The organism is Polaribacter sp. Hel1_33_96, assembly GCF_002846595.1.
Classification (GTDB): Bacteria; Bacteroidota; Bacteroidia; order Flavobacteriales; family Flavobacteriaceae; genus Polaribacter.
In genome coordinates this window covers 1,974,217-1,991,413 of sequence record NZ_PJMV01000001.1, presented here as the reverse complement: position 1 = coordinate 1,991,413, position 17,197 = coordinate 1,974,217, and the positions used below count along the sequence as shown (strand labels likewise).

General features: G+C 32.4%; 15 protein-coding genes and 1 tRNA gene. 2 read left to right on the top strand and 14 right to left on the bottom strand.

Annotated elements, in window-relative coordinates:
• Positions 1-6: 6 nt before the first annotated feature.
• The 8 genes from ATE90_RS08710 to ATE90_RS08675 form a co-directional block, all read right to left on the bottom strand.
• The gene (locus tag ATE90_RS08710; protein ID WP_036785060.1) at positions 7-450 is read right to left on the bottom strand and encodes a hypothetical protein; all 444 of its coding nucleotides are present in this window, start codon (positions 448-450) and stop codon (positions 7-9) included.
• Between the two features lie 89 nt (positions 451-539).
• On the bottom strand, positions 540-2,030 hold the full coding sequence (locus ATE90_RS08705; RefSeq protein WP_036785062.1) for a cryptochrome/deoxyribodipyrimidine photo-lyase family protein: 1,491 nt from the start codon (positions 2,028-2,030) through the stop codon (positions 540-542).
• Positions 2,020-3,552 carry a cryptochrome/photolyase family protein gene (locus ATE90_RS08700; RefSeq protein ID WP_036785065.1) on the bottom strand — a complete coding sequence of 511 codons (1,533 nt, stop codon included), beginning with the start codon at positions 3,550-3,552 and terminating at the stop codon, positions 2,020-2,022. Before ATE90_RS08700 ends, ATE90_RS08705 begins: the two co-directional genes overlap by 11 nt.
• 1 nt (position 3,553) lies before the next feature.
• Positions 3,554-4,864 (bottom strand): DASH family cryptochrome, encoded by a 1,311-nt coding sequence (locus ATE90_RS08695; protein WP_101451264.1) that lies wholly within the window; start codon positions 4,862-4,864, stop codon positions 3,554-3,556.
• The gene (locus ATE90_RS08690; protein WP_081958143.1) at positions 4,834-4,974 is read right to left on the bottom strand and encodes a DUF2256 domain-containing protein; all 141 of its coding nucleotides are present in this window, start codon (positions 4,972-4,974) and stop codon (positions 4,834-4,836) included. Before ATE90_RS08690 ends, ATE90_RS08695 begins: the two co-directional genes overlap by 31 nt.
• A gap of 2 nt (positions 4,975-4,976) precedes the next feature.
• Positions 4,977-6,398 (bottom strand): SDR family oxidoreductase, encoded by a 1,422-nt coding sequence (locus ATE90_RS08685; RefSeq protein WP_101451262.1) that lies wholly within the window; start codon positions 6,396-6,398, stop codon positions 4,977-4,979.
• Positions 6,395-7,027 (bottom strand): flavin reductase family protein, encoded by a 633-nt coding sequence (locus ATE90_RS08680; protein ID WP_036785074.1) that lies wholly within the window; start codon positions 7,025-7,027, stop codon positions 6,395-6,397. The genes ATE90_RS08685 and ATE90_RS08680 overlap by 4 nt, the downstream gene beginning before the upstream one ends.
• 138 nt (positions 7,028-7,165) lie before the next feature.
• A tRNA-Pro gene (locus tag ATE90_RS08675) sits at positions 7,166-7,240 on the bottom strand.
• 192 nt (positions 7,241-7,432) lie between these two features.
• On the opposite strand from ATE90_RS08675, the gene trxB reads away from it, so the two are divergent.
• Entirely contained in the window at positions 7,433-8,380 is a 948-nt protein-coding gene (gene trxB, locus ATE90_RS08670) for a thioredoxin-disulfide reductase (protein ID WP_101451261.1), read from the top strand.
• Between the two features lie 82 nt (positions 8,381-8,462).
• Here the strand turns inward: trxB and ATE90_RS08665 are convergent, their stop codons facing one another.
• The 6 genes from ATE90_RS08665 to ATE90_RS08640 all read right to left on the bottom strand — a co-directional run bounded on the left by ATE90_RS08665 (position 8,463) and on the right by ATE90_RS08640 (position 16,096).
• The gene (locus ATE90_RS08665) at positions 8,463-8,909 is read right to left on the bottom strand and encodes a KTSC domain-containing protein (RefSeq protein WP_036785079.1); all 447 of its coding nucleotides are present in this window, start codon (positions 8,907-8,909) and stop codon (positions 8,463-8,465) included.
• A gap of 177 nt (positions 8,910-9,086) precedes the next feature.
• Positions 9,087-10,055 (bottom strand): M28 family peptidase, encoded by a 969-nt coding sequence (locus ATE90_RS08660; protein ID WP_101451260.1) that lies wholly within the window; start codon positions 10,053-10,055, stop codon positions 9,087-9,089.
• A 134-nt stretch (positions 10,056-10,189) separates the two neighbouring features.
• Positions 10,190-11,998 (bottom strand): acyl-CoA dehydrogenase family protein, encoded by a 1,809-nt coding sequence (locus ATE90_RS08655; RefSeq protein WP_036785081.1) that lies wholly within the window; start codon positions 11,996-11,998, stop codon positions 10,190-10,192.
• Between the two features lie 18 nt (positions 11,999-12,016).
• Complete coding sequence (locus tag ATE90_RS08650; RefSeq protein WP_036785083.1) at positions 12,017-13,207, bottom strand: acetyl-CoA C-acyltransferase; 1,191 nt, start codon at positions 13,205-13,207, stop codon at positions 12,017-12,019.
• A gap of 4 nt (positions 13,208-13,211) precedes the next feature.
• Positions 13,212-15,617 (bottom strand): 3-hydroxyacyl-CoA dehydrogenase/enoyl-CoA hydratase family protein, encoded by a 2,406-nt coding sequence (locus tag ATE90_RS08645; protein WP_036785086.1) that lies wholly within the window; start codon positions 15,615-15,617, stop codon positions 13,212-13,214.
• A gap of 23 nt (positions 15,618-15,640) precedes the next feature.
• The gene (locus ATE90_RS08640) at positions 15,641-16,096 is read right to left on the bottom strand and encodes a MarR family winged helix-turn-helix transcriptional regulator (RefSeq protein ID WP_036785088.1); all 456 of its coding nucleotides are present in this window, start codon (positions 16,094-16,096) and stop codon (positions 15,641-15,643) included.
• Positions 16,097-16,266: 170 nt separating this feature from the next.
• Here ATE90_RS08640 and ATE90_RS08635 point away from each other — a divergent pair, with 170 nt between their 5' ends.
• Positions 16,267-17,196: an ABC transporter ATP-binding protein gene (locus ATE90_RS08635; protein ID WP_036785091.1), complete on the top strand. Its 930-nt coding sequence runs from the start codon at positions 16,267-16,269 to the stop codon at positions 17,194-17,196.
• Position 17,197: the final 1 nt, after the last annotated feature.

Below are 17,197 nucleotides of genomic sequence, written 5' to 3'. Positions count from 1 at the left end.
TTGTTATTAAAAAGTTGAATTAGTAGAACTATAGAATTCATAGTTTGAAGTATTTTTTATCTTCATTTCTATTATTTTATCAATAAACTTTTTGTTTTCTTTCAATAATTTGTTATTTTTAAAACGAACAAAATTTCCACAAGCATGTATGCTTAGACCAGCAGTTTTGTAAGTATGCAATTGGTAAAAAGGAATTCCCCAGCTAAAGTTTTTCAATCCTTTGGTTATATGAATTATAATTCCTTTTTCACGTATCTCTATGTTACCATAGTTTATGTCAGAAACAGCATTCATATACTTTGCAAAACCTGGACTGACCTCCTCTATGATCATTCTTTTTGAGCCTACGCCGCCCATTTTTATGGCTTGTAAAAAAGAATAAGATTCGCCAAGCAAATCATTAAAAATCTCTTTTGCTTCTTGATTTCGATATGTTGTATTGTATATCATAACAATATCAAATATATTAATGTTTAACCATATTTAGATATACTTAAACAAAAATTAACATAATATTATAATTTACTAAAGGGAGGTTGTTAATTGTTTTCAAGCAAACTATTTCTGTCAGAAAGGGTGTGTTTTTTTAGAATTCGTAAACTTTCTTTTTTCACATTAGCATTTTTTTTCATGTTCCAAAGTGTATCACTTGCCTTTTTTCTCGCAATCTTAATATCTACAATTGGTTTTGGGTAATCGATGCCAAGTTCTAAATTGTTAAATTGTTCGTCTAAGGGGGTCATTAAGTATGGCTCATGTAAAAAAGGAATTGATAAATGTGCCAGTTCAGGGACCCATTTTTTTATGAAACTGCCATCTTCGTCATGTTCTAAACTATTTTTTACAGGATTGTATATTCGAAGAATGTTTATACCAGTTTCACCCGCATTCATTTGTAATTGAGGAAAGTGAATTCCGGGTTCAAAATCTAAAAATAATTTAGATAAATGTTGAGAGGAGGCTTGCCAAGGTTGCCATAAAATATGCGTAAAAAAAGAAACTAACATGGCCCGCATTCTGAAATTTAAATAACCGGTTTCTTGCAAACAACGCATGCATGCATCAATTAAAGGAAATCCAGTTTTTCCTTCTTCCCAAGCCTTTTGATATTTTACAGAAATGCTTTTCTTTAATTTTTGATATCCTTTATTGATACTGGCATTCTCCATGGTATGTTCCATTTCGAATTTCTGTATAAAATGTGCCTGCCAGCGTAATCTTGAGATAAAAGCCCCTAGATGTCTTTTATTAGCTTCTGTTTTGTATTTTAAAGCCTCTTGAAATATTTGTCGAATAGAAACATTTCCCCAAGCAATATATGGCGATAATCTACTGCAACTTTCTCTTGCCAAACTAGGTTTTGAAATATGATACATATATTTTTCATGGCGTTTCTGAAAAAAAGTATCGGCATATCTCCAAGCTGTTTTTGTGCCCCCTTTTTGAAAATATTTATGTTTTGGCGTTTCTAAATTTACAATATGAAAATATTTTTCTAGTTTAGTAATTTCTTCAATAGAGATAAAATTCTTTGAATTAAATTGGTTAGTAATTAGAGAGTCATACATGTAATCATCCCACTTTTCAAACCAATCTTCTCTATTTAATAAACCTCTTAAAATTCCATTATTATTGTTTTCCACCCAATTTATGGAGTTGTTTCTGCAGTATCTGGTAAACTCTTTATCTCTATTATAGGTTGTTAATAAACCAGTTTCTTGATGAGAAAAAACAGTATTTATAAAATAGCTATCAAATAATTGATTGAAGGCACTCACAACTTCTGTTTGAACGCAAAGAATTTTGGTATTGTACTTTTTTAGGTCAGCATTTAAATTTACCAAAGACTCTTTTATAAAGTTCCAGTGACGTGTGTCGTAATGTGGGTCTTCGATTAAGGAATTTTCAAAAACATACAAGAAAAGTACACGTTTGTTTGCTTTTAAAGCATTTTGAATTGCTTCATTATCTTGCAAACGTAAATCACGTTTAAACCAAACAATATGTATTTCTTCTTTATTAATATTCATTTAAATTTTTTATAATATGATTTGCTTTCTCTTTTATCCTCGCTCGGTCTTCGGAAGACATTTTGTTTAATAGACTATACATCATTTTCATTCTAAAATTAGAGGATAGTTTCTCTTGTTTTTCGTCCAGAAAATTCCAATAAAGTGTATTAAAAGGACACGCATCGTCTTCGAATTTCTTTGCTTTTTTATATATACAACTTTCACAATAATTACTCATTTTACTAATGTAACTTCCACTTGAAACATAGGGCTTTGTTGCAATTTTTCCACCATCTGCAAACTGACTCATTCCGCGTGTATTTGGCAGTTGAACCCATTCAATGGCATCTACATAAATACCTAAATACCAAGCATCGATTTCATCTGGATGTATTTGCGTTAATAAGGCAAAATTTCCGGTAATCATTAATCGTTGAATATGATGTGCATACCCATTTTCTAAAGAATTATTGATTGCATTTTTAAGACAGTTCATTTTTGTTTTTCCCGTCCAAAAGAATTCGGGTAATTTATTTTTATTATCTAGAAAGTTCTCTTTCTTGTATTCAGGCATTAACATCCAATACATCCCTCTCATATATTCTCTCCAACCTAGAATTTGTCTTATAAAACCCTCAACTTGCGAAATGTCAATAGCATCTTGTTGCTTTCTGTATGTTTCAAGAACGGTATCAATTATTTCTTTAGGAGAAATTATTTTCGTGTTCATGGCGAAAGAAATTCGACTATGAAAAAGGTAGATTTTATCTGTATGCATGGCATCTTGATAATCACCAAAGTGTACCAATAAATGTTCACAAAAATAATTTAATTGCTGAATTGCTTGTTTTCTAGAAATAGGATATTCAAAATATTTAGAATTGATCTTTCCAATCGTTTCTATTTTTGCTTTTTTTATATCAGAAAGAATATCTTCAACGTTTGTGTCAAAGTTAATTTCTTGCGGAATTAGAGTATCTCCTTTCCACTTTTTTCTATTGCTGGCATCGTAATTCCATTTACCTCCTTCAGGTTGTTTGTCAATCATTAGGATTTGATGTTTTTTACGCATATTGCGATAAAAATTCTCCATTAAAAACTGTTTTTTACCTTTAAAAAAAGTTTCTAAATCCTCTCTTTCTGTATAAAAATGTTCACTTGAAAAGACCCTAGAATCAATAGGTAAATTTTTACAAAAACTTTTTATTTGCTGATCAAGCCGATATTCATCCGGAGATAAATATTCAAATTTTTCAATGTTATTTTCTTCAATTAAAATAGTAAGATTTTCAACTAAACTTTGTGTGTTTTTTTTATCATTTATATTAAAATAGATAACAGCATGATTTGCTATTTTTAGTTCTTTGGCAAAGTTTCTCATGGCTGCGAAAAAGCCAGTAACTTTTTGAATATGATGGGTTACGTAGTCTGTTTCTTGTCGCATTTCAAATATGCAATAGATAACATTACTATCAGTCTCTCGGAACCAAGAGTGCTGGCTGTTTAGCTGATCTCCTAAAATTAAGCGTAATTTTTTCATTTTAAAATAATGTTTTTTCTAACCAAAGTTTTCTAAACCTGTGTCCGCCATCATAGCGGTCAGCTTGCAATTGTGTATTAAATTTTCGATCTCTTGGATCATTTCCAACACCCGCGACATACATCCAGTTTCCATAGTTACTGTGTACATCATAGTCCAATAACAAAGATTCGAAATACGCTGCTCCAATTCTCCAATCTAACAGAAGTTCTTTTGCAAAATAAGAAGCCACATTTTGTCTTCCTCTATTGCTCATCCAGCCTGTTTCTTTGAGTTCTATCATATTAGCATTAACAAAATCGTCTTTTGTATTTCCATGAACCCATTGTTGAATTAATTGTTTGTCTGTATTCCATTGATATTTTTTCTCTAAAATCCCCCCAATTTTAAAAATTTTAGAATGATGTTTTAGAGAAATGTATTTAAAATAATCTCTCCAAATTAATTCAAATATTACCCAATATGTAGATTGATTTGCCCCATATTCGGCTTCATATTCCTTTATTTTCCAATAAATAGTTTTGGCAGATAAACTACCATTTGCTAACCAAGGCGAAAATTTTGTACTATAGTCTACACCTACTAATCCATTTCTTGTTTTTTTATAAAAAGCAACCTTCTTTGTTTTAAAAGTATAGTCATTTAATCTTTCCTGGGCAGCGTTTTCTCCACCAGAAAAGGGAAAAGCAGATTTTACATTTGTTTCAAAGCTTTCAAAACCCAATTCTTTTAAAGTTGGTATTGATGTATCATTTTTAATTAAATTTTCTTTTAGAAGTTTAGAAACAGAAAATTCTTTTTCAATTTTCACTGTTTTTTCTAACTTTTTTCTAAAAACGGTAAATACATCAGGAATTTTAGTAAAATCTTTCGAGATAGAATCGGGATGATATAGAAACTGATCATAATCTTCTATGAAATTTATATTTTCTGCTAGTGTGGCTTTGATGAGGTTATTAGTGGTTGTTTCTTCCTCTGTCCATTCTGTTTGAGTATAAATAGTATGTACCGAGTAGGTGTCACAAATTTTATAAATGCTATTTTCCGGATTTTCAAAATAGGTGAGAATCGTGACGTTCAAATTTGCTAAATTTTGTTTTAAATCAGCAATTGTTTCAATCAGAAACTGGGCTCTAAACTTTGCTGTTTTTTGAAACCCAAATTCGTCAATTCGAAATAATTTTGGATCAAAACAGTAAACTGCAATTACTTTGTTGCAATTTTCAACTGCTTTTTTAAGAGATGCATTGTCCTCTGTTCGTAAATTATTACGAAACCATATTAATCCTGTATTATTTTGTTTCTTCTGCATTTTTCACTACAATATTTAACGTTATCCCAATTTTTTTTCCATTTTTTTCTCCATGTGAATGGCCTTTTACAAACGGGGCAATCTTTTGTTGGAAGATGTTCTTTCTTCAAAATTATTTATTGATATTATTAATCATTCCGTTAAAAACAAACCAATGGAAAGGCATTACAGCATACCAATATAGTCTCCCTGCGAGGCCATGAGGTCTAAAAGTTGCTGTTTGGCACAAAATTCCTTCTTCAATTTTAAATTCTAGCCAAGCTTCACCGGGTAAAATCATTTCTGCATAGAGTAGGAGTTTGCCTTTTTCTTTATCTGCATAAATAACTCTCCAGAAATCTAATGCATCGCCTGCATTTAATTCTGAAGGGTGCCTTCTTCCTCTTCTCAAACCTGCACCTCCATAAAACTGATCTATAAATCCACGAATTTTCCAAAGAAAAGTGCCATAATACCAACCAGTTTCACCACCAATTGCCCATATTCTGTTTAAAGTTCGTTCTCGATTTTCAACTTTTCTCTTTTTGAAATCTTTAAAACAACCATGTTTTGGTACATTAATAAACTCATGCACATAGTTTTTTAATTTTCCACTACTGATGTATGAATCTTTCCAACTAGAAATGATACTGTTTTGTTTAATTTTTACAAAAGCAAATTCCACGGCCTGCTTATAAGACATCGGTTGTACATCTAATATTTTATTAATATCGCTTTTGTTTCCAATAACTTCTACACCCATAGAGTTTACCAAAGTACTTGCTAACTTATAGGATGTAGATGTTACAAAATAGAGCCAATATGATGATAGTTTAGGTGTCATTATTGGAACAGTATAAATCCATCTTTTTAATTTTCGTACTTCAGAAAATTGCAATAACATTTCTTTATAAGTTAAAACCTCTGGTCCAAATACATCAAAAGATTTATTGAACAACTTTTTTTTCCCAATTGCACGGTGTAAGAATGATAAAACATCGCGAATACCAAGTGGTTGTGTTTTTGTGTCTAACCATTTTGGAGCAATCATCACAGGTAGTTTTTCAACCAAATCTCTAATAATTTCAAACGATGAACTTCCAGAACCAACTATAATTCCTGCTTTAAATGTAGTCAACGCATATTTTTTAGATGCTAAGGTGTTTTCTACATTTTTTCTTGACAATAAATGTTTAGAAAGTTTTGTGTCATTTGTAATTCCGCTTAGATAAATAACTTGTTTTAAAGTTGTTTGTTCGGCAAAACGTTTAAAATTGAAAGCACATTTTTCTTCTAAAACGTGAAATTCTTTCGCAGAATTAGACATGGAATGAATTAAATAATAAGCAAAATCAATATCTTTAGGTATACTTTCTAGACTCGTAAAACTTAAGAAATCAGCTTCTACGAGTTCAATGTTTTTTCGACCTCTGAAATAACTTTTTGCTCTGTCTTTATCTCTTACAGCACAAACGACTATGTGACCATCATTCAATAATAATGGAATTAATCGTTTGCCGATATAACCAGTTGCACCTGTTACGAGAATTTTCATGACATTTTATTTAAATCTTTTGGACGTTGATATGATAATTGTTTTTTAAATTTTGGAATTGCATATGTATCTAAACCGTTAATGGTGGCTATATTTCCTTTTGAAAGATTAATGAGCCCGTCTTTTTGAAGTAAGTTATCTGTTACATATAGCTCTTGAATTTGCGCAACAATTAACATTACATCATTAGAGGGTACATAGACCTCTTCTACAAATTTCATACTCATTTGTACGGGTGCATTTTTAACGAATGGAGCTTTATATTCACCCTTATATTCGGACTCTAAATTAGTTACGTCAAATTCAGATATTTTTTCAGGATATTTCGCTGATGTATGATGTGCATCCTCTATAATATCTTCCCATATATGATTGATAGTGAAAATACCATTTTCTTTGATATTCTTATAGGTATCTCTCGGAACAGTTGTAGGTCTTAATATAAAACCTAGTGTTGGTGGATTAGAACCTAAATGTGTAACGGAGCTAAAAACCGCAACATTCGGAGTTTCATCCAGGGAAATTGAACCTAATAAATTTGCTGATTTAAAGCCAGAACAACTATTTATTAAATTAATTTTATAAATTTTATCGAGGTTTAAGATGTCTTTATGATCAAAAAATTTCATGTCTTCGTTTTCTATCTATTAGAAACAAAGATACAAATTGTTTAAGGTATAAAGCAATAAGTTAAACATAAGATAAGGTTAAAATTAGAGGCTTTTATAAATAAAAAAAACTTCAGAAAATAAATCTGAAGTTTTTAGTCGGGGTGGCAGGATTCGAACCTGCGACCTCCTCGTCCCAAACGAGGCGCGATGACCGGGCTACGCTACACCCCGAAAATGATTGCTCATTTAAGGTTGGCAAAGATACATCCTTTTTAAAGAAAAACAATTAATTTAATAAATAATATTGAGAGCAAATTTTGCATTAAATCTAATTATCTTCTCATTATTAAAACTTATAAACATTCGTGAATAGAAGTATTAAAAAACTATATTTTTACGCTTCAAAAATTATTACAAATAAATATGTCAGATACAATAGAAAAAATTAAATGTTTAATTATAGGTTCTGGTCCGGCAGGATATACTGCGGCAATTTATGCCGCGAGAGCAGATATGAAACCAATCATGTATACTGGAATGCAAATGGGAGGTCAATTAACGACTACTACAGAGGTTGATAATTTTCCAGGATATGCGGATGGAACAGATGGAACAACAATGATGGACGATTTAAAGAGACAAGCAGAGCGATTTGGTACAGATGTTCGTTTCGGAATGGTAACTAGTGTAGATTTGAGTGCTGAAGTTGGTGGAATTCATAAAGTTATTGTGGATGAAACGAAACATATAGAGGCAGAAACAATTATCATTTGTACTGGAGCAACTGCAAAATATTTAGGTTTAGAGAGCGAACAGCGTTTAATTGGTGGTGGTGTTTCTGCATGTGCTACTTGTGATGGTTTTTTCTACAAAGGTCAGGATGTAGTTGTTGTTGGTGCAGGAGATACTGCTGCAGAAGAGGCTACATACTTAGCAAATATTTGTAAAAAGGTTACTATTTTAGTTCGTAAGGATTTTATGAGAGCTTCGAAAGCAATGCAACATAGAGTAAATAAAACTGAAAATATAGAAGTCTTGTACAATACAGAAATTGATGAAGTTCTTGGAACAAATGTTGTAAAGGGGGTAAGAGCAATCAATAACAAAACGACGAAAACACACGATATTTCTGTTACTGGTGTTTTTATAGCTATTGGACATACACCAAACTCAAATTTATTTAAGGGCGTTTTAAATATGGATGAAACAGGCTATTTAATTACCAAAGGAAAAACTACAAAGACAAATTTACCAGGAGTATTTGCTGCTGGAGACATTCAAGATAAAGAATACAGGCAAGCTGTAACTGCAGCAGGAACAGGTTGTATGGCAGCTTTAGATGCAGAACGTTATTTAGGAGCTTTAGAATAAGATTTCTACTGATATCATAAAAAAAGAGATTACCCTTTGGTAATCTCTTTTTTTATGTCATTCATTTTTTAAAGAAAAGTATTTATGCGACTACAGAAGCCTTCATTGATTTTCTATATATAAAAGAATTAAAAATATTTCTTTTACCAAAATTATTCATAGATTTTGCATTGACAAACTTCCCGAAAAGTATTTTACTCACCCCAAAGTATTCATATTTATTTCCGTCTGTAAAAGTAACTTCTAACAGCATACTTTTATGATGCCAGTCAGCAACCTGAAATTGGGTAATTGTAGTTTTATATGCATCTAAATTAGCTTCTTTTGTTTCTGGAGCGATGCTTACTAAAAAATGATAACCATCAATAATTTGAGTACTCACAACCTCTGCTTCCTCTTTTTTAATTTCGTCTTGAAATTTATCTGGATGCCATTCTTTCACTAATTTTCTGTAAGAAGATTTTAATTCCTTTAAATCAATTGCACCTTCTATTTTAAATAGTTTTTTATATTCTTTTATGCGCTTCATTTCTGTGTTTTCCAATTTCGTGCAAAATTAGTCTTATTTATTTGATTAAATATGAATGCGTCAAAATTTAATTAAAGTATTTGTTATTTTGGTTATCAGTGTCTTACAGATAATAAGGAAGCGGAGCTATCTAAGTAACTTTAAAAGAAAGAGTGCAGATGAACCGTCTCTTTATTCTTAGTCCAATAAAAACTCATCAAAGTTTTTGATAGCCTGAATAATTATTTTTACAGTTTCAATATAAAATTCAGGATTAATAGTCTCATAATTGTCTGTATGCCTATGATAATCTTTATGACTTTCTACGCCAAAATAAATAAATGGAATATTCTCTTTATGAAAAACTTTGTGATCTGATGAAAAAGTCCAATCAGTTTGATCTCTATTAAGAGGGTCATCATGACCAAATAATAATGTGACTTCATCTGATTTTATTCTTTCTAAAGGTTTTCTTAAATTAGGATGATGGTGCAATCCGCAAGCAAATAATATTGGATCATAATCACTATGCGCAATCATATCTAAATTTATATTCAAAACAATATTTTCTTTGTCCTCGTAATTTTTTAAAAAATATTCAGCCCCTAAAGAACCAAATTCTTTTGCATCGAAAGCAGCAAAAATTAAATCATGGTTAGTAGGATTTTTTTTAAAATATTCAGCAATAGTGAACAAAGCGGCCACGCCAGAAGCATTGTCATCGGCTCCATTGTATATATTACCATTTTTTATGCCTAAATGGTCGAAATGAGCCGTAATAATTATGGATTTATTGATTTTTCCTTTTAATGTTCCAACAATATTTCTACCTGTTAATGTGGTGTCAGGAACATTTGAAAAATTCTCTTTTGGTTTTTTTATCGGGAAAATTTCTTGTCTTTTTTCACCTTTAAACGAATATGAAAATTCTTGAAAATAGCGTCGGTTTTTTCCAGTTTGTAAACCAATTTTAGTAAAATTCCTATTAATTATTTTTTGAGCTTTAATGTTACCAAGAGTGGAAAAAGCTCTTCCTTCTAAGGAGTCATGGGAGATGATTTGAACAGTTTTTAACAGATTTTTACTATCGATGTCAATAGGCTCAGTTGAAGTACATCCGCCAGCAAAAATCAAGAATGAGGCAATAAAGTAGAAAAATGATTTCATAACTTCCTTTTTTTAAATAAACTAAATAAGGGAATGATATATGTAAATATACAAAAAAAAGGGACCATTTATTAAAATGATCCCTTTGAATAAAAAACTAAATTCTAAAACTTTGATTCTTTTTTTAAATATGCTTAAAAGCAATATTTGTTTTCAGCTTTTAATTTTTCTGCAATTTGATTACGTAAACCGATTACATTCGGATAATTGGCATATTTCGTGAAACGTTTTAATCCCATTAGCAACATACGTTGTTCATCACCTTCAGCAAAAGAAATAATGCCTTCTTTACCATTTTTAGCAACAATTTCTACAGCATTGTATAGATATAACTTCGCCATGGCAATTTGTCCGTCTTGTTTATTTTCTCCAAAACGTTTTGCATTTTTCTCAGCACGGAGTATTGTAGATTCTGCCATATAAACTTCGTTTAGAATATTGGCAGCAGCCATTAACAATTGTTGGTGTTGGTCTAAATCTGGGCCAAATTTTTGAATTGCAGAACCAGCAACCATTAAGAAAACCTTTTTCAACTTGGCAACCATTTCTTTTTCTTCTGCAAATAATTCTGAGTAATCTGGTGTGTCAAAAGAAGGTATTCCCATTAATTCATCTGCTACAGCAGTCGCTGGACCTAATAAATCCACATGACCTTTCATTGCTTTTTTTATTAACATACCTACAGAAAGCATTCTATTAATCTCATTAGTTCCTTCGTAAATACGCGCAATTCTGGCATCTCTCCAAGCGGCTTCCATTGGTGTTTCTTCAGAGAACCCCATTCCTCCGAATATTTGAATTCCTTCATCTGCGCAGGCTTGCACATCTTCAGAAACAGTAACCTTTAAGATAGAACATTCAATAGCATATTCTTCAACTCCTTTTAATTCAGAATCTTGATGTGAATTTCCGGCGGCCATTCTCATTTCAATTCTATCTTCAATATTTTTTGCAGCTCTATAACTTGCAGATTCACCCGCGTATGTATTGGTGGCCATTTCTGCTAATTTTGCTTTAATAGCTCCAAAATCTGCAATAGGAGTTTTAAATTGTCTACGTTCGGTTGCATATTGTAAAGCAGTATCTGTAACTCTTCTTTGAGAGTCGATGCAGGCTGCTGCTAATTTAATACGTCCAACGTTCAATGCATTTACAGCAATTTTAAAACCACCGCCTCTTTTAGACAGCATGTTTTCTGCAGGAACAACAGTGTCATTAAAAAACACCTGTCTTGTAGAGGAAGCACGAATTCCTAATTTATGCTCTTCTTCACCCAAGGTAATTCCATTTGAGTTTGCAGCATCATATTCAACGATAAACCCAGTAATGTTTTTGTCATTTTCAATACGAGCAAAAACGATCATCAAATTACAGAAACCTGCATTTGAAATCCACATTTTTTGTCCGTTAATTTTGTAAGAGGTTCCATCATCAGAAAGTTCAGCAACTGTTTTTCCTGAATTTGCATCAGATCCTGCACCTGGTTCAGTTAAACAATAAGCGCCCATCCATTCACCAGAAGCTAATTTTGGTACATATTTTTGTTTTTGCTCTTCCGTACCATATAAAGTAATTGGCATGGTGCCAATTCCTGTATGCGCACCAAAGGCTGTGCTCAAAGAACCATTTCCACTAGAAATATATTCACAGGTAATCATCGTTGATACAAAACCCATTCCCATTCCTCCATATTCTTCCGGAACAGCAACACCTAAAAAGCCAAGTTCACCGGCTTTTTTCATTACTTCTTCTGTTAATGCATAATCTTTCGCTTCAAAACGATCTCTATGCGCAACAATTTCGCGATCAGTGAATTCTTTCACTGCATCTTTCATCATAATTTGCTCTTCTGAAAAATCTTCAGGAGTAAATATATCTTCACAGTTTGTTTCTTTTACAAGGAATTGACCTCCTCTTAAAATTTCTTTATTTGTTGTTTCCATTTTATATTATTTTAGGAGTTAGTTTAAAAATTCAAATATACCAGCAGCACCTTGTCCTGTTCCAACGCACATGGTTACCATTCCGTATTTTCCTTGCATATTTCGCTTACGCATTTCATCGAATAATTGAACGGACAATTTCGCACCTGTACAACCTAGAGGATGACCGAGTGCAATGGCACCACCATTTACATTAATAATGTCTGCATCTAATCCTAATTCACGAATTACCGCTAAAGATTGCGAAGCAAATGCTTCATTTAATTCTATTAAGCTTATGTCTTCTTGTTTTAAGCCTGCTTGTTTTAATGCTTTAGGAATTGCAGCTACAGGTCCTATCCCCATAATTCGTGGAGGTACACCAGCAGCAGCGTAACTTACCATTCTTGCGATTGGCTTTATATTTAATTCCTTTACCATGTCTTCGCTCATGACCATTACAAAAGCTGCACCATCACTTGTTTGTGATGAATTACCAGCAGTAACACTTCCATTGGTTGCAAAAACAGGACGCAAACGCTCCAGGCCAGCAAGGTTAGATCCTTTTCTTGGTCCTTCATCTTTGGTTACAGTATATTTTCTTGTCGTTTTTTTACCTTTTTCATTCACATACGTCTCTTCAACTTCAATAGGAACTATTTGGTCTTGAAAACGATTTTCTTCTTGTGCTTTTAATGCTTTTAAATGAGAATTTAATGCAAACTCATCCTGATCTTTACGAGAGATATTATATTGGTCAGCAACCGCTTCAGCAGTATTTCCCATTCCCCAGTAGTAATCTGCATGCCCAGCAGCTACTGTATCGTAGTTTAATTCTGGTTTAAAACCTGTCATTGGCACAGAACTCATACTTTCAGCACCACCTGCAATGATACATTCGGCCATTCCAGATTGAATTTTTGCAACGGCCATACCAATAGTTTCCAATCCTGAAGAACAAAAACGATTTACGGTTACACCTGGTACTTCTTCAATTTTTAATCCCATTAGAGATATTAAACGAGCCATATTTAAACCCTGAGAGCCTTCAGGCATGGCATTACCGACGATTACATCATCAATTCTTTTTTTATCGAATTCTGGTAAATTCTCCATTAAATATTCAATGGTTTCAGCAGCCAACTCATCAGCTCTTTTAAACCTGAATGCGCCTCTTTTAGATTTTGTTACGGCTGTTCTATATCCTTGTACTATATATGCTGTTTTCATCTTTTTAGTTTCTTAATGGTTTACCAGTTTTTAACATGTGTTGAATACGCTCTAATGTTTTGCGCTCTGTACATAAACTCAAGAACGCCTCACGTTCAAGGTCTAATAAATACTGTTCAGAAACTTTAGTTGGTTCTGATAAATCTCCACCAGCCATTACATAGGCTAATTTATTTGCAATTTTTTGATCATGTTCTGAGATAAATCTACTTGCCTGCATAGAATCTGTAGCGACCATAAACGCGCCTAATGCTTGTTTACCCAAAACTAAAATATCTTTACGAGTGGCTGGCTGTGTGTAACCAGCTTCTGCCATTAAAACGGCATGCTTTTTAGCTTCTGCAATTTGTCGATCCTTGTTTACAACCACAACGTCCTTTCCTTTTTGTAATAAACCTAAATCGAAAGCTTCATAAGCAGAGGTTGCTACTTTTGCAGTACCAATCGTTAAGAAATTTTCTTGTAAAACGTTTAATTGAACATCTCCTTTACGGAATGTATCTGAAGCACGCAGAGCCATTTCTTTAGAGCCACCACCACCAGGAATTACACCAACTCCAAATTCTACTAATCCCATATAGGTTTCTGCTGCTGCAACTACTTTATCAGCATGTAATGATATTTCACATCCACCACCTAAAGCCATTCCATGAGGAGCAGATATTGTAGGAATTGCAGAATAACGCATGCGCATCATGGTATCTTGAAAATATTTGATAGCCATATTTAATTCATCATATTCTTGCTCGGCAGCCATCATAAAAATCATACCAATATTAGCACCTACAGAGAAATTTGCTCCTTGATTACCAATAATCAAACCTTGATATTTATTTTCTGCTAGATCAATTGCTTTATTTATGGCAGCTAAAACATCACCACCAATAGTATTCATTTTAGATTGGAATTCTAAGTTTAAAATTCCATCTCCTAAATCTTCAATTACAGCACCTGAATTTTTCCAAACTTCGTTTGATTTTCTGATATTATCTAGAATGATAAATGAATCTTGTCCTGGTTTTTTAATTTGTGTTTTTGCAGGAATATCATAATAATGCGTTGAGCCTTCTTTTACAGAATAGAAAGAAGTTTGACCATTTGCTAACATTTCTGTTACCCAAGCTGCAGGTTCTTTGCCTTCAGCTTTCATAATTTCGATACCTTTTTCAACACCAACTGCATCCCAAATTTGGAAAGGTCCATGTTCCCAACCAAAACCAGCTCTTAAACCATCATCTATTCTATATAATTCATCAGATATTTCTGGAATTCTATTTTGAACGTACGCAAACATTGCTGCAAAGCTTTTTCTGTAGAACTCACCAGCTTTATCTTTTCCAGCAACTAAAACTTTAAATCGATCAACAACATTGTCAATCGTTTTTGTAAGTTCTAAAGTGGCGAATTTTGCTGATTTTTTTTGTCTGTATTCTAAAGTGTTTAAATCTAATGATAATATATTTCTTTTACCATTCCCATCTTTGGTCATTTTGTAAAAGCCTTGTTTGGTTTTGCTTCCTAACATTTTGTTTTCCATCATATGATTTACAAAATCAGGAATTACAAACTGGTCTCTCATTTCATCCTCAGGACAATTGTCTTTTACACCATTTGCAGTGTGAACAAGTGTATCTAAACCAACTACATCAATTGTTCTAAAAGTAGCAGATTTTGGACGACCGATAACGGGCCCTGTTAATTTATCTACTTCTTCAATCGTTAAATTCATCTCTTTTACAACATGAAATAAACTCATAATGCCAAAAATTCCAATTCTATTTCCTATGAATGCAGGCGTATCTTTGGCTAAAACCGAGGTTTTACCTAAAAATTTATCACCGTACATCATTAAGAAGTCGGTAACTTCTGGTTTACAATTTGGACCAGGAACAACTTCAAACAGTTTTAGATATCTTGGTGGATTGAAAAAGTGAGTTACCGCAAAATGCTTTTGGAAATCTTCACTTCTTCCTTCGTTCATAAACTTAATAGGAATACCAGAAGTATTAGATGTAATTAAAGTTCCTGGCGTTCTGTATTTCTCCAATTTTTCAAAAACGATTTTTTTAATATCTAATCGTTCAACAACAACTTCCATAATCCAGTCTACATCAGCAACTTTTGCAATATCATCTTCTAAATTACCAGTAGTAATTCTGCTTGCAAATTTCTGATGATAAATAGGGGAAGGCTTCGATTTTAAAGAAGTAGTTAAAGCATCATTTACTAAACGATTACGAACTATTTTGTCTTCTAACGTAAGTCCTTTTGCTTTTTCTTTGTCATTTAATTCTCTTGGAACAATGTCCAACAAAAGAACTTCAACTCCAATATTAGCAAAGTGACACGCAATACCAGAACCCATAATACCAGATCCTACAATTGCTACTTTTTTAATTCTTCTTGTCATTTGATTATTGTTTATTATACTTCTTATTTTTCTTGATTACTTGATTTATAAATATTTTTGTCTGCAATTAACTTATTAATTGTGGAAGTTACTTTAAAGAAACTCTCGAGTTCTTGTTCTGTAACATACTCTCTAACCACATTATTAAATTGGTAAACATGGTTTTTAGAAAACTTTCGCATTTCTAAGCCATAATCAGTTAACTTAATAATTACACTTCGACCATCATCTGGATTTTTTTCTCTATAGATAGCCCCTTTATCTTCCATCGACTTTAAAACTCTAGAGAGACTTGTTGGTTCCATTCCCATGAGTGGTCCAAGAGCCGTGGAAGGTGTGCCATTTTGTTTGTCAATAGTGAGCAAAACAAAGGCAGAAGACATTGTGCTGCCGTAGTTCGCAGCTTGCTCATTATACATTTTTGCAACTGCTTGCCACGTAGCTCTTAATTGATGATCTATAGATTTATTTTTATCCATGAGGTCAAAGATATAAAAATTTACTATGCATGCATAGTAAATTTAAAAAAAGTTATGCATGCATAGTAAATTTAACATTTTTTAGTCGTGTAACCTCTAGCAATTATTCTCCACTAGTACGTTTAAAATAACTAAATTTGTGTTTACACGGATAAAAAAACCAATTGTTAATGAAGAATTTATTAGAAATTAAAAATGTTATAAAAAATTATGGAGATTTTAGAGCGTTAAATGATGTCTCTATTCATATTCCAGAAGGAAGTGTATACGGATTATTAGGGCCAAACGGAGCTGGTAAAACCTCGTTAATAAGAATTATAAACCAGATAACAATGCCAGATTCAGGATCTGTTATGTTAGATGGCGAGTTTTTGGCACCAAAGCATACAGCAGATATTGGCTACTTGCCAGAAGAACGTGGTTTGTATAAATCTATGAAAGTTGGCGAACAAGCTTTGTATTTAGCTCAGTTAAAAGGATTAAGTAAGTCCGAAGCAAGAAAACGCTTAAAATATTGGTTTGACAAATTTGATATTTCTGCTTGGTGGGGAAAAAAAATTGAAGAGCTCTCGAAAGGAATGGCCCAAAAAGTACAGTTTATAGTGACTGTATTACATGAGCCAAAATTGTTGATTTTTGATGAACCTTTTTCGGGGTTTGATCCGATAAATGCGCAGTTAATTGCTCAAGAAATTTTACAATTACGAGATAAAGGTGCAACCGTTATTTTTTCTACGCATAGAATGGAATCTGTTGAGGAAATGTGTGATGAAATTGCATTGATCGATAAATCGAATAAAATTTTAGATGGAAAATTAAATGACATCAAACGTCAATTTAAGACCCATACTTTTCAGGTAGGGTTAAATACTTTAAACCCTAAAGAGGTGAAAGCTTCCTTAAAACAAAATTTTGATGTCTTACCTGCAGATTTTAAATTATTAGGAAATGAGTTAACATTAAATGTGAAATTAGGAAATAATAATTCTGCAAACGAATTATTATCATTTTTAACAAGTAGAGGTGAAGTACAACATTTCGTTGAGTTGATCCCAAATGCAAATGATATTTTTATTCAAGCAATAAGTAAAAACAATTAGA